Source organism: Lentzea sp. NPDC058436, assembly GCF_042721515.1.
In the GTDB taxonomy this organism is placed as follows: Bacteria; Actinomycetota; Actinomycetes; order Mycobacteriales; family Pseudonocardiaceae; genus Lentzea.
Genome location: NZ_JBHXLF010000002.1, coordinates 233,388 through 246,784 on the forward strand (window position 1 = coordinate 233,388; position 13,397 = coordinate 246,784).

12 protein-coding genes are annotated in these 13,397 nt (G+C 65.8%); 9 read left to right on the forward strand and 3 right to left on the reverse strand.

Annotated elements, in window-relative coordinates; all coding sequences use genetic code 11:
• Nucleotides 1–201: 201 nt before the first annotated feature.
• From ACFWN2_RS08525 to ACFWN2_RS08535, 3 genes are all read right to left on the reverse strand, one after another.
• Nucleotides 202–1,239, reverse strand: a complete 1,038-nt coding sequence (locus ACFWN2_RS08525) for a GNAT family N-acetyltransferase (RefSeq protein ID WP_382425883.1) — start codon at nt 1,237–1,239, stop codon at nt 202–204.
• Nucleotides 1,178–1,900, reverse strand: coding sequence for a hypothetical protein (locus ACFWN2_RS08530; RefSeq protein WP_382425884.1), 723 nt, complete (start codon nt 1,898–1,900; stop codon nt 1,178–1,180). The genes ACFWN2_RS08525 and ACFWN2_RS08530 overlap by 62 nt, the downstream gene beginning before the upstream one ends.
• Nucleotides 1,901–2,118: 218 nt before the next feature.
• On the reverse strand, nt 2,119–2,673 hold the full coding sequence (locus ACFWN2_RS08535; RefSeq protein ID WP_382425886.1) for a hypothetical protein: 555 nt from the start codon (nt 2,671–2,673) through the stop codon (nt 2,119–2,121).
• 296 nt (nt 2,674–2,969) lie between these two features.
• On the opposite strand from ACFWN2_RS08535, the gene ACFWN2_RS08540 reads away from it, so the two are divergent.
• The 9 genes from ACFWN2_RS08540 (at nt 2,970) to ACFWN2_RS08580 (ending at nt 13,130) form a co-directional block, all read left to right on the forward strand.
• Nucleotides 2,970–6,056 (forward strand): BTAD domain-containing putative transcriptional regulator, encoded by a 3,087-nt coding sequence (locus ACFWN2_RS08540; protein ID WP_382425887.1) that lies wholly within the window; start codon nt 2,970–2,972, stop codon nt 6,054–6,056.
• Between the two features lie 455 nt (nt 6,057–6,511).
• Nucleotides 6,512–6,721, forward strand: coding sequence for a hypothetical protein (locus tag ACFWN2_RS08545; protein ID WP_382425889.1), 210 nt, complete (start codon nt 6,512–6,514; stop codon nt 6,719–6,721).
• Between the two features lie 12 nt (nt 6,722–6,733).
• Nucleotides 6,734–7,174, forward strand: a complete 441-nt coding sequence (locus ACFWN2_RS08550; protein ID WP_382425891.1) for a GNAT family N-acetyltransferase — start codon at nt 6,734–6,736, stop codon at nt 7,172–7,174.
• 210 nt (nt 7,175–7,384) lie between these two features.
• The gene (locus tag ACFWN2_RS08555; RefSeq protein WP_382425893.1) at nt 7,385–8,476 is read left to right on the forward strand and encodes a ParB and winged helix-turn-helix domain-containing protein; all 1,092 of its coding nucleotides are present in this window, start codon (nt 7,385–7,387) and stop codon (nt 8,474–8,476) included.
• A gap of 82 nt (nt 8,477–8,558) precedes the next feature.
• Nucleotides 8,559–9,092, forward strand: a complete 534-nt coding sequence (locus ACFWN2_RS08560) for an ArsR/SmtB family transcription factor (protein ID WP_382425894.1) — start codon at nt 8,559–8,561, stop codon at nt 9,090–9,092.
• Nucleotides 9,093–9,124: 32 nt separating this feature from the next.
• A complete protein-coding gene (locus tag ACFWN2_RS08565; protein ID WP_382425896.1) occupies nt 9,125–10,318 on the forward strand; it encodes an MFS transporter in 1,194 nt (397 codons plus the stop codon).
• 225 nt (nt 10,319–10,543) lie between these two features.
• Complete coding sequence (locus ACFWN2_RS08570; protein WP_382425897.1) at nt 10,544–11,548, forward strand: aKG-HExxH-type peptide beta-hydroxylase; 1,005 nt, start codon at nt 10,544–10,546, stop codon at nt 11,546–11,548.
• A gap of 115 nt (nt 11,549–11,663) precedes the next feature.
• Nucleotides 11,664–11,870: a hypothetical protein gene (locus ACFWN2_RS08575; protein WP_382425899.1), complete on the forward strand. Its 207-nt coding sequence runs from the start codon at nt 11,664–11,666 to the stop codon at nt 11,868–11,870.
• 126 nt (nt 11,871–11,996) lie between these two features.
• Nucleotides 11,997–13,130 (forward strand): hypothetical protein, encoded by a 1,134-nt coding sequence (locus ACFWN2_RS08580; protein WP_382425901.1) that lies wholly within the window; start codon nt 11,997–11,999, stop codon nt 13,128–13,130.
• The last annotated feature ends 267 nt before the right edge of the window (nt 13,131–13,397 follow it).

Here is a 13,397-nt window from a genome sequence, read left to right on the forward strand (position 1 = left end):
ATCCGCGCTGAGGGTGCCACGGCAGCTCATGGGCTGAGCCCATCCCATGCAATTGGAGCCAGATCCACAGCGCGTACTTCAGTTCGGGGACATTCGACGGCATGCGCAACGGCTACGCCGTCTTCCAGGTCGGTTCCGGCAAACACACGTTCCGCGCCGGAGCATGAGGCCGAACCAGGACTTCGGTCAGCACCCCGCGAATCACACGCCAAGGGCGACGCGCAGTTCGGCGATCGTCGCGTTGACCCCGACAGTCCTGCGAGCAGTCGTGAAGCCCATCCGGTGGTTGATCCTGATCATGTGGTCGTTGTCCGCGTTGGTGCCCGTGTAAACCCGGTCGACCTCAGACCGCTCAGCGCGCAACAGCCGCGCCATGTGCGCCTTGATGCACAGCCCGAGCCCGTGGCCGCGATGAGACGGCTCCACGACCGTGTCGAGTTGGTGGCCCCAGGTCGGAGCCGTGGAATAGATGTCCATCCTGGTCAGCCCAACGACCTCACCGGTGGACTCGCACACAGCGGCCACAACTCGTCGCTCGACACCGGTTTCGCGCGTTTCCGTCTCGCTGGCGCGGACACGCTCAACTGTCCACTCCGGCTGCTGAACGCTGGAGGTACCCGCCGGTGCGTCCCTCATGGCCGAGAGCGCGTTCGCGTAGGAGGCGACCAGATCTCCCGGTGTCGCGTCAACCCAGCTTTCCAGTCGGTAGCCGGTGGGAACCGGCACTTCCCACGTCGCCGGATCGACGTCGGCGAACTTCAGCAGTTGTATGACGGTCGCTTTGGCGGTGTGCATCTCCACGGCATCGGCCCATTTGTGTCCCGCACCGCCTTCGGTCAGATCCCAGCCTTCTACGACCGTGCGGCCCTGTGCTTCCAGTTCGGGCAGCACGGCCCTCAGCGTGGCGGTGCCCACGCCATTTCGCCTCAGCTCAGGCGACACGGTGATGTCAGTCAGCGCGACACCGCTGTTCTCCTCTTCGAGGTACGACACGATGGCCGAGGCCACGATCCTGCCTGCGTCCCGGGCGACCCAGATCGCGCGAGTTCCGAGACCCGCGGAAGGCTGACGCGCCGCGGCCACCCACTCGTCGAAGGAGTAGGCCACGTCGTCTTCGGGGCGATCCACCGCCCGAGCCGTCATCCAGAGCTCGTAGAAGGCTTCGAGGTCAGGTCGCTCAGCCTGTTCGAGGTCGAACTGTGCGACCTCGACGGGATCGGCGATCTTCTTCGTGCTCATCCTCATGTCTTCTTTCTGTTGGCACACACACTATTACCAGCACGCCGATCACCGCGATGCCGAACGCGGCCAACTGCATGAAGACGATGATCCCGGCGTGCAACCCGACCCCGAGCACGAACGCGCACCACCTGGAGCGCCGCCCTCCCCAGATCAGCACGGCCATCGCCAGCTGAACGGCGATCACCAACCAGCCCGCTGTCGCGACAGGCCAGTACGAGCGGAGCACTGGTTCCAGCAGCTCCAGCAACGCACGCGGAAATCCCGCATAGGGGTGGTGGGCGATGGCCAGCATCACGCTTCCCTGCCGCCACAACGGATCCATGAGCTTGGTCGTGGCAGCGGTGAGATAGATGACGCAGAGTTGCACCCTGAGCGCGATCATCCCGGTGAACGCTGCGCCTCGCCAGACGTCAGGCATCGGATCACGAGGCCGGGTCCATTGCCACGCACGATCATCACCGAGGCACACCGGGATCAGCAACATGGCCGCCACCTGCAGGATGCGGTCCGCGCCGTCCGAGTCCGGCATCGCGGTGGCCATGCTGAACGCCACGTACCAGTGCGGAATGCAGATGAACCTGGGGCGATACCCGGCCAGCACGAGGAGGAGAACCGAGATCGCCAGTGCCCGGCTGACGAGCAGGCCGTGGTCGAACACCCTTGTCACGCACCACAACGACGTCGACGAAAGACCGCTGCACACAACCCCGCCAGGAGACGTCTCCGTGACGAAGAACAGGTCGGGGTCCGCGCTGAACGTCAGCGTGGCGAGCTGGGCCAACGCCAGCACGCAACGCCCGATGGAGAGTGGAAGACCCCTCGGCTCGGCTCGCTCAGCACGCAGGAGCAGCCGCGTTCTCAGTTCCCCGAAGCGTTTCATCGTCCACAGTCGAGATCTACGAGAGCGACGCGGAACACCGTCCGCGCAGCGGACGGTAGCTGTGCCGCGGACGGAACTTCGGTCTTCTCCAGGGAGAACGCCAACCTCCCGCACAGGTGCGAACCGGGAAAGCCCGCCACCATCGGAAAGACGTCACTCCCGTCGAGATCGAACCCGCAGTCGACGGGGACAAGGCGTGTACACGACTGCCAGTGATCGTCCGGCACCCTTCGCGCGAACTGCCACGCTTCACCGTTGCGGGTCTCGGCCGCACGGCCGAGGCCGTTCCAGCCGATCTCGTCGAGCGGCGCCAATGCTCGTCCCGCATCCACGAAGCGGTAGGCGACGACCTCGTTCTTGTACAGCCCTGTGAAGAACGACCAGCGCTGCGGCCACATGACCGAGAACCCGTGCAGCCCGGGAATCCCGAGCTGCGCGAGCCATCCGAGTGTGAACCCGATCGTCAGCACCAGCGCTGTGAGCGCAAGACCCCTCGCACTCGTACGTGCAGCGCCGTCGTCAAGCACGCCACCGGACGCCGTGCCTTGCATCACTGCGTCGGTTTGGGAGGCCTCGTGAGGGCGTCTGGTCGGTCATCTGTGATGACCGAGTTGGCTGGCGACACCTCGCCGGACTCGCCCGCTGATGCGAGTCCCGAGACCCAGACAGCGGCGAACGCGGTGATGACCACCACAACTGCCTTCTTGCTCAACATTTCCCCCGAATCGATTAGCGCGCCGAGAGTGCTTTCAGTCGTGCGCCTCGGTCAGCACGTAGTCTGCCAGCGCTGCTACCCATCTGCTACCGAAACGCTACTCGAAGTGACGATCGCCCGTATGCTGGTCAGGTGAAATCGGAGTTTCGGCTGCTCGGACCCCTCGAAGTGATCTACTCCGGCAAGCCCGTCAAGGTCGGCGGTGCCCGTCAGCGCAAGCTCCTCGCGATTCTCTTGATCAATGCCAACCGTGTCGTCTCGGTGGACCAGCTCGTGGACGAGCTGTGGCAAGATCCGCCCCGCTCGGTGCGACAGCAGATCCACAACGCCGTCGGCGGTCTGCGCCGCTCGCTGGCGGATGCCGCCGGTGAGGTGCGGATCGTCAGAACCGATGTGGGATACCGCCTGGAAGTCCTTCCAGAGTCGATCGACTTCCAGCGCTTCAGCGACTTGGCCCGCAGAGCGGACAGCGCCAAGGCGCGAGGCGAGTTGTCCGCGGCGATCGAGCAACTCGATGCCGCGTTGTCCGCCTGGCGAGGCGATGCGTTGAGCGGCCTCGACAGCCCGGCGATCAACGCCGCCTCGGTGAGCATGAACGAGAGCAGGTCGACAGCTGTTGAGCAGATGTTCGCCTGGCGCCTCGAATCAGGCGAGTCGAGCTCGCTGGTCAGCGAGCTCACCCAGCTCGTCGCACAGCACCCGCTGCGGGAGTCGCTACGCGGAAGTCTCATGCGGGCGCTCTACCGAGGCGGTAGGCAGGCCGACGCGCTCGCCGTCTACGAGGAGGGCAGAAAGGTGCTGGCGGAGGAACTCGGCCTCGATCCCGGCGTCGCGCTCCGCGAACTGCACCTCGCCATCCTCAACGACTCAGTCGCCACACCCGCGGTGCCGAGCGGTGACGACGCGAAGACTGCCCGGCTGTCCGCCTCGTCCAGCCGGAGCCGCTCCAAGTCCTTCCTGCCTCATGACACGGTCGACTTCTCCGGACGGGCGGCGGAGCTCACCAAGCTGATCGAGGAAGTGGAGCGGGCACAGCCGACGACGCTCGTCATCTCCGCGATCGATGGAATGGGCGGTGTCGGCAAGACCACCTTGGCCATCCGGCTGTCCCACCAGGCCTCGCGAACCTTCCCGGACGGTCAGTACTTCCTCGACCTGCACGGGTTCAGCGCCGGCGTGGAACCGATCACCGCGGAGCAAGCGCTGGAGCACCTGCTGCGCGACAGCGGCGTCCCGCCAGAACTGGTGCCGTCCGAGACCGATGCCCGCAGCGCACTCTGGCGCGCGCAGCTGGCCGGCACGCGAAGCCTGGTGCTGCTCGACAACGCGATCGACGCGGCCCAGGTTCGCCCGCTGCTTCCGGGAAGCGCCGGCGTTCTTGTCATCGTCACCAGCAGACGCAGGCTCTCCGCGCTCGATGGCGCGGTCCCGCTGTCACTCGACGTGCTGTCACCGCGCGAAGCCGTGGAGATGTTCACGAAGGTCGTCGGCGAGTGTCGCGCTGAGGCCGAACCCGACGCGGTCGAGGAAGCCGTGCGGCTGTGCGGCCATCTGCCGCTCGCGATCCGCATCGCGGCCGCACGGCTTCGCGACCGCACCAGCTGGACCGTCGCCAACCTGGTCGACCGCATCCGCGACCAGGTGCGACGAGCTCAGTTCCTCGAGATCGAGGACCGCAATGTGATGGCGGTGCTGAAGGTCTCCGATCGGTACCTGCAGCCCCTGCAGCGCAGGGTGTTCCGTCTGCTGAGCCTGCACCCCGGCACGAGGTACGACGCCTACTCGGCCGCGGCGTTGGCGGACATCTCGGTCGATCAGGCCGAGTCCTGCCTGGACGCGCTCTACGACCTCAACCTGCTGAAGCAGGACTTGCCTGAACTGTTCTACTTCCACGACCTGGTCCGCGACTGTGCCCGGCAGTTGCTCGACGAGGCGGAAACCGCGCGGGAACAGCACGAAGCGGTAGGGCGTCTGCTCGACCACTACCTCGTCTCCACCGAGACCTGGTGCCGTGCGCTGTCCACCGGCACGTCCTTGAGCACGTTGAGCGAAGGCACATCGCAACGACAGGTTCGTCCCGTCGCCTCTCCCGCGGAGGCGGCAGCGGTACTGGAGCAGGAGTTCCCCAACATCCATGCCACCGCGAAGTTCGGCGCCGACCACGGCTGGCACGGCCACGCGTGGAGACTTGTGTGCGCTTCGGAACCGTACCTGCGGCTGATCAACTATGGCGGCAGATCGTACGAACTGTATGTCGACGCCGCGGCCGCCGCACACAAGGACGGCGACGTCTTCGGCGAATACCTCTGCTGGATCGGACTCGGGTCGGTGTGCGGGGAGCGCGGGGCGAAGGACGAAGCAATCCGCCACTTCGGCCATGCGCTCGATCTGGTGAGGAAACTCGGCGCGGCCGACCGCGAGGCGTCGGTGCTCATCCATATCGGTGTGATCCACATGGACATGGAGCTGCACCTCCAGGCCGAGCAGGAGCTCCGGACGGCGCTCCACCTGCTGAAGGACTACGACGACCATCCGAACCACGACGTGATCGTGCACAACCTCGCGGTGGCCTGCCGTGAGCTCGGGAAGTTCGACGAATCGCTCGATCACCTCGACACAGTTCTGTCAACGACTCTCGCTGACGACCAAGCGGGAAAGCTGGCGACCAGGTGCAATGTCGCGCTCGTGCTGCAGGAGCAACGGAAGTACTCGGACGCGGTCCGGGAGTTCGAAGAGGTGCTGGCAGGATGCGTGAAGATCGACTACAAACCCGGCCAGGCATGGGCTGAGCTGGGACTGTGCACCGCACACCGGCCACTCGGCAATCTCGTTGGCTCGATCGAGCACGGCCGTGCCGCCCTCACGCTGGGACGGCAGCTCAACATGCCCGACGTCGAGTGCGAAGCGCTCAATGCGTTGGGCGAGACCGCATTGGCCAGCGGCGACATCGACCACGCGGAAAAGGTGTACGTGCAGGCCGAGGAGCGAGCAGTGCACTTCGACTCCGCCCGCAACCGGGCGCGTGCGAAAGAGGGCTTCGCGCACATCGCTTGTGCGCGCGGCGAAACCAGCACAGCCGAGAAGTACTGGCGCGAGGCAGTTGACCTTTATCCCGCCGGATTGCACGAAGCAACACACGCGCGACAGCACCTCGACGGAATCGGCGATGAGCACACCACCTGTTTCCGGTGCGAGACCCTGGCGATCAGCAACGCTTGAATCGTGGACTGACGAGTAGCCGGGCGGGTAGTGCGGTGCTGCACCGTGACAGATGGATGCCCCCTGCTGGGGTGTGGGCACCCCGGAACTGATCTCATTTGCGCGCCCCTGGCACAGCCGGCTCGCTCGGCGGTGTTGTCGTGGGCGAAATGCGGAAGCCGATGCGGCTCAGTCGGCCGCGTAGCCTTACCGAAAGGCGCTGCCTCTTCAGTTGTGCCGCCTTTCGGCTTTCCGTCCGCGTGGGCTCGTGAGTGGATTGCGAGTGTGCGGGTCAGCCTGTGGTCCGGCGCGGACGGACCCAGTGGTAGCGAGCGCCGTCGTCTACTTCCCGGACAACGAGAACAGTCACTTCGCGTCGACGGAGATCACCGTGGCGCCGCAGCGACGGCGCGAGGGGGTGGGCACGGCTGTGCTGCGGGCGCTGTTGCCTGAGCCGGACAAACACGGCAGGGACCTTGGCCGAGGGACGGGATCTGGTCAAGGACGGAGCGGGAGACCGGTGGGCGGCGGCGGTTCGCTTGCGCGTCGCCAAGTCGGTGGTCTCGCAGACGCTGAAGGTCGAGGACGTCGACAGGTCGCTCTGGGACGTGCCGGTTCCTGACGGCTATCGCGTGGCGGCTTGGGCTGGTGCCGCGACCGAGGACCTGGTGGCGACCTACGCCTGAGCACTCTTCGCCATGCGCGACGCACCCGTCAGCGACTCCGCCTACAAGGTCGCCGAGTGGACTGCCGAGCGCGTGCGCGAGGAAGAGGCCGATCGCCGCGTGCAGGACGTTGTCCAGCGAGTGGTGGTGATGATCGACGAGGCGACGGATGAGGTCGTGGGCCTGCCCCAGATGGACTCCTACACGACCTATCCCAACAGGGGCATCCGGCAGGACACGGCCGTGGTCTCAGCCCATCGCGGCCATGGACTCGGGCGGTGTGTCAAGGCGCATCTGTTGCGTTCGCTGCTCGCGAAGCTGCCGGAGATCAACAGGATCTTCACCAACGTCAACGCCGGCAATGACCACATGGTCAGGGTGAACCGCCAAACAGGCTTCACGACCACCAGCACGACCGTCGCGGTCAGGGCGGTGATCTCCGATCTGGTGGATCGCGTCACACGGTCCGAGTAGCCGACGGATGCCAGGTGAGTAGCGCGAAACAACAAGGTCGACATAGGCCGCCCGCCCTGGGGGTGCGGGCGGCACACCGGCGTTCGGACTGTTCAACGAGTTGATCGGTGAGGTATCCATGTCGGCACCCACTGCAGATCTTCCGCCGCTGCGAAGCGCGCACTCGTCGAATCGCGGAGTTGAGTCGCGGGTGAGTGGAGCAACAACACGATGACGGGAAACACAATCGGCAGTGCGCAGGCTTCCGAGGCGGCCTGCGAGGAGTGGGAACACAACGCAGTCGAACGTAGTCCTGGGGGGACGATGAGCGTTGACGGATTCGTTGCTGCCGAAAACGAGGTCGACTGGCCGAGCGGCGGTCTCCGCCTAGGGGAAGCAGCGTCGGAACGAGTTCCGATCGCTCTGCTGCTCCCTGCGGATTCACCACGGCTGACAGGGGAGAAGATCGAACACGCGCGGCTCCTCGCGGAGGCGGGCTCGCCACTTCCACCAATCGTCGTGCACCGCACTTCGATGCGGGTGATCGATGGCATGCACAGGCTGAAAGCCGCGCGAATGCGCGGTGACGACAACATCGCCGTCCGGTTCCATGACGGTCTTGACGGCGACATGTTCGTGCTGGCGGTCGAACTGAACCGGGCACACGGCCTGCCACTGTCGCGTGCCGACCGGCGAGCAGCGGCACACCGCATCATCAAGTCGCACCCCGAGTGGTCCGACCGTCGTATCGCGAGCATCGCCGGACTCGCGGCGGCCACGGTCGGATCGATCCGCCGGTGTTCAACCGTTCAGTCCGAGCAGTCGAACACCAGAGTGGGCAAGGACGGCAGGTCCCGGCCCAGCGACGGCGGCGCGGGCAGGCGCCGGGCCGGCGAGTTGCTCACCCAGAACCCGGGAGCCTCTCTGCGCGACATCGCCAGAGCCGCAGGGATCTCCCCTGCCACGGTGAGGGATGTGCGTGACCGGCTGGCTCGTGGCGAGACACCTGACATCCGGCGGCAACCGGTTGTTGCCGCTGTCGGAGTTCCGGACGTGCCGCACGAGAACGCCGCCGGCGCGGTGGGTCTCATCACCAGCTTGAAGCGGGATCCCTCACTGCGCTTCACAGAGCTCGGCCGGGTCCTGATCCGACTTCTGGACTGCTCCTCGATGGACGTGAGGCAGCTGGACGAGCTGGTTCGGTCCGTTCCACCGCACCAGCGCGCCACCGTCGTGCGGTTGGCGCGCGAGTGCGCGGGTGTGTGGCAGACCTTCGCGGACCGGCTGGGACGGGAGTCTGACAGCGAGATGCGGTCAGCGTGAACGGACTGCTCCCGGTGGGCGCCGACCTCAACCCCAAAAGAAGTCTTTGACAGTTGGCCGGCCGGTCGGGCACCCTGCTTCGGTGACCGATGAACGGATCAGTGAGCTGCGGGCGGTGGCGCACCCGCTGCGGCTGCGCTTGCTGTCGCTGCTCACCGGCGCGCCGATGAGCAGCGCTGAAGCCGCTCGAGAGCTGGGTATCTCCCAGGCGAACGCCAGCTACCACCTGCGTCTGCTCGAGCGAGCGGGGCTGGTGGAGGTCGCTGAGGAGGTGAAGGTCCGGGGCGGTCGCGCCCGCCGTTACCGCGAAGTGGCGTCCCGGCGGGAGCGGTCGTCCTCGCCTGAGGCCGAGGTGGCCAAGTCGTCGACCGAGGCACGCGAGGTGTTCGTCCGAGCCTTGGTCGACGAGTTGGTGCGCCGCAACGCCCATCGTGTCGCGGGGCCTGTGCTGGACGTCGATGCCGAGCTGTGGGTGCCGTCGGAGACTTGGAAGGAATGTGTGAACGTCATGGGGGAGGTCGCGGTGCGATTGCACGCTGCTGCGAGCAAGCCTCGCACCCTGGGGACCGAGCGGGTCGCGGTCACGGTCTCGATGTTCCCGATGGACGCGTCGTGACGGCGGTGGGCCAGGTCAGCTCCTATCGAGGCTTGACGAAAAGCTTTTGGCTGTACTGGTCCGCTGTCACGACATCGGCCACCGGAACTGCGATCTCCGTGGTGGTGACGCCGCTTCTCGCAGTGATCACGCTCGGTGCCTCGCCCGTCGAGGTCGCCGTGCTGGCAGGGGTCGGGATGGTGCCGCCGCTGTTGCTGCAGGTGCTCACCGGGATGTGGGCGGACTCTGTGACGTCCCGCGTGCAGGTCCTCGTCGTCGCTGACGTCCTGAGGTGCCTGCTGACCGCCTGCATACCCGCGCTGTGGTTGGCCGGGTGGCTGACCTTCCCCCTGTTGGTCGTGGTCTCCGCGGCACGAGCGATCGTGGGGGTGTTCCACGGCGCGTTCTCGCCGGCGGTGATCGTTCAGATCGTTCCCGCCGACGCCCTGGTCAGTGCCAACGGCAAGCTCAACGGCACGCGGAGCGCCACGGACGTCGTCGGGCAGGGGTTGGGCGGTGTGCTGGCTTCGGCTTTCGCGCCCGCCCTGGCCATCATCGCCGACTCGATCTCGTTTCTGGTTTCGGCGGTGCTCTTCAGCCGCATCCGTGTGGCGGACCAACCGCCTCCCGACAGCGTCCAACGACGGCGATCCTTCTCGGTTCGCGATGTCGCGGGGCTGGCTGCCACGCTGGCAGGCCGTCCTGGCCTGTGGGTTCTCGTGGCGCTGGCCGCTGCGGGCGGCATCTCCGAGACCGTCTTCATCATCTTCTGCGTGCGCACCCTCGGCCTGTCGCCGTTCGCCATCGGGCTGCTCCTGGCCGTGGGCGCGATCGGCGGCGTCATCGGGGGCTTCACGACGGGCTGGTTGTCCCAACGGCTCGGGCGGTGGACCGGGCTCTTCGGGCTCGCGGCCACCGTGTGGGCGCTCGTGCCGCTGACCGTTGCCGAGCCGGGGATCACAGGCGTCATCGCCACGATCAACTTCGAGTTCGCGGGCGCGCTGGGCGGGACTGTCGCCCTCGCGAACGTCTTCGGACAACTGCAGGCCGGTGCTCAAGGGGGAACCATCGCGCGCGTCATGGCATTGGCAGGAAACGCATTGCAGATCGCGGCGTTGCTGGGCGTCGCGGCCGGCGGGCTGCTGGGCGAGCTGCTCGGTCCGCGCGGCGCGTTCATCGTGGCTGTGGTCGTGCTGGCACTGGCCTTCCTGCCGATCGCGGTCAAGGTCGCCAAGCGCACGCTCTAGTACGCCCGTTTCTGATTTCCGTCTCCACGCGGCCGGTTCGAGCTCTGCAGGCGCAGGCTCGTGCCGGCCGTTGTGCGTCGGGGCACGGTTTCTGGCTGCGTTCAACTCCTGAACACTTCGTACTTGCCCGTTCAGGTCAACTTCCTCATCGCTTGAACTGCCCGATCTGAATTCGTAGGCTCATGCCCCGTCAGTAGAGAGCACTCCACGAGCGAGTTTCTTTCGGTGCGTGCTCGGCTGGTCTTTTCGGGAATGCGACCGTTGATGGGGCTCTTTCGAACCGTCTTGGGGGTATTGGTGGATAGCCAGCGTTTTCAGGATTGTCTTTCGACGGCTGACCCGATGCCTGCTGAAACGGCTGGGCTCGCCAAGTCGTTCATGCGATCGCGCGTGCGGAAGTTGCAGTCGGTCCTGGCGGCCACGGACGACGGGCACATGATGGACGCCGTGCTGTGGCTGGGCCCGGAGCTGCATTTCTGCGCAGCGGTGGCTGAGCGGCATCCCGACGAGATCGCCGACCTTCCAGCGCGGCTGCGAGAGATGCTGGCCCGCAACCGCGGACCGGCGACCGAGCTGACCGCTGTGACCGCGGGCGACGGACCTCAGTGGGTCTCTTCGCTCATCGCCTCCATGAACCGGGACATCGGTGCTGTCGACAAGTCCGGCGCGATCTCTTCTGCCGGTCGTGCTCAGGCGGACGAGTGCCTGCGGACCGTGCGACGCGCCCAGTCGATCCTGACAGCGGCGTGGCCCGGCGCCGCAGTCGAAGTCGACCTGTTGATCCGCAGCATCGTTCCGGTGGTCGGTCACGCGTACAACTCGGGGTGCATGTTCGACTACTTCGGCGCCGTTCTTGTCTCCACGAGAACGCTGAACTCGGACGAGGCAGCCGTGGAGTTCCTCCTCCACGAGACCGGTCACACCGTTCACCACCTCATGTCCGCCTTCACGAAGTACGTCGAAAACGGCGACGAGCTGGTGGTGCACCCGTTGCGTCCAGACCCTCGTCCTGTCTCCGGAACCCTGCACGCCGCTTTCTCGCTCTACCGGATGTCCGAGGGCCTGTCGCGGCTGGCGGACAACGGTTACGGGTCGTCAGAGCAAGAAGAGCGGTTTGTCATGCATCGGGACAACCTTCGTCACACGCTCGACGTGCTCGGCGAATCGGCTCAGTGGACTCCGGCAGGCGAGAAGTTGTTCTCCAACCTGTCGGCGCGCGCCTACGCGTGATCGATCGAATTCATGTTCGTGTGGATGCAATCGGTCCGTTGATGAGCGTGCTCGCATAAATGAATGCACGACATCCCGGCTGCTTCCTGCTGCCGGGAGAACAAAGGAGTATCACATGTCACCGCAGCTGGTTGCCGATGTCCGCATCGATGACGAGAAGCACAAGGAACTGCTCGCTGAAACCATGCGGATGCTGGCCGCGGAGGAGCCGGCCGACGTGCACCTTCCCACGGTGATCGACCGGGACCTGGAGACCGCGCCGATCGCCTGGTACATCGCCTACGGCCAGAACGTCAGGGAAGAAGACATCCCCCAGGCGTGACCCAGGGGTGTCCTGCGACTCGGGCACGTCGTCCGGGCAGGGCACCGGTACTGAAGGAGGTGCGGCCGGGCCCCGGTCCGGCCGCACCTCCCGGCAGATCCACTTCCACTGACCTGGAGCACAACCATGACTGCCAGCACGGCCAACTCACCGTCCCTCGAGCATCAGATCCTCGAAGGAGTCACCAAGCTGCTCGACGACTACGCGGCCGTCAAAGCAGACGACGTCTGTCTGATCGCCTACAGCCCCGACACGCGTGCCTATGCCGCGCACATCCAGGTGGCGCTGACGTTGCGAGGCATGCGGGCCAAGGCGTTCGCCATGCGCCCGTTCATCGACCCCGAGGTGCGCGACAAACTGCACGCGCTCCTCACCCCTCCTCACGAGCTCACCGGCAAGCTCATCATCTTCACGATGGAACGGGACTCCATGTCCCACTACGACGTGTTCGCCGAGCTGCTCACCATGTATCCCAAGAACCAGCTCAAGATCATGCGCATCATCAGCGCATCCGACGAACTGTTCACCACGGCGTTCAACAAGACGCCGCGCGAGCTGGCCCTGCGCAACGCCACGCTGCTGAGCAAGATCAAGCAGGAGTCCCGGATCCGGGTGACGACTCCCCAGGGCACCGACCTCGACATCGAGCTGGACCACGACAAGTTCGACTGGATCAGCAACCGCGGAGCGTGGCGCCCAGGAGCGTTCACCATCCTGCCCGCCGGGGAGATCGCCTCTTACCCGGCGAACGTGAACGGCGTCCTGGTCGCCGACGGGGCGCTGAACGCCAACGTCGCGACCCGGATGGACATGCGGCTCGAGCACAACCCCCTGACGATCACGATCAAGGACTCCGTCGCCGGCGACTACGAGTGCTCCGACCCGGAGATCACCAGGCTGGTCGAGGGATGCTTCAACAGGGAGAACGGCCGCAACATCGGCGAGCTCGGCTTCGGCACCAACAACGCCACGCAGGAGTTCGTGGCCGACAACTCCCACATGAACGAACGCTTCCCCAGCCTGCACCTCGGGTTCGGCCAGCACAACCAGCCCGAGACCATCGTTCCGTACGTCGCCGAGATCCACCTCGACGTCATCACCAACGATGCCGACATCTACTTCCCCAACGCCGACGAGACGATCAGGATGTCGAACTTCGTCCCCATCCCGGGTATCGAGCACCCCGTTCTGATTCGTGACCAGGACATCACCGGCGACTGCTGCACCAGAGGATGTGCACCACGGCTGAAACTGGCGTGACGCCTTCGCGGGCGGATTGCGGCGAACCCGGTAGCGGAGCGCGGTCGGGCGCTGGGATCAATCGGATGCAGGCCGAAATCGAGAATCCATGCGCCTGATGCCGAGCAGTCGGCCTGACGACAAAACCATCGACAGGTCGACTGCTCGGGTGAAACACGCTGTGCCCAGCGTCCCTTCTTTCGATGGGTGAACCACTCCGCAGCGCAGGCGGGCGAGGTCCTCGATCGACGACCGGTTCGCTGGGAGAACCAGACCGTCGGGTCCCGC

Coding starts and splice junctions, on each gene's coding strand:
- ACFWN2_RS08525 (WP_382425883.1), bottom strand. CDS start 1,239: ATGAGCACGAAGAAGATCGCCGATCCCGTCGAGGTCGCACAGTTCGAC.
- ACFWN2_RS08550 (WP_382425891.1), top strand. CDS start 6,734: ATGCGCGACGCACCCGTCAGCGACTCCGCCTACAAGGTCGCCGAGTGG.
- ACFWN2_RS08555 (WP_382425893.1), top strand. CDS start 7,385: ATGACGGGAAACACAATCGGCAGTGCGCAGGCTTCCGAGGCGGCCTGC.
- ACFWN2_RS08580 (WP_382425901.1), top strand. CDS start 11,997: ATGACTGCCAGCACGGCCAACTCACCGTCCCTCGAGCATCAGATCCTC.
- ACFWN2_RS08575 (WP_382425899.1), top strand. CDS start 11,664: ATGTCACCGCAGCTGGTTGCCGATGTCCGCATCGATGACGAGAAGCAC.
- ACFWN2_RS08535 (WP_382425886.1), bottom strand. CDS start 2,673: ATGCAAGGCACGGCGTCCGGTGGCGTGCTTGACGACGGCGCTGCACGT.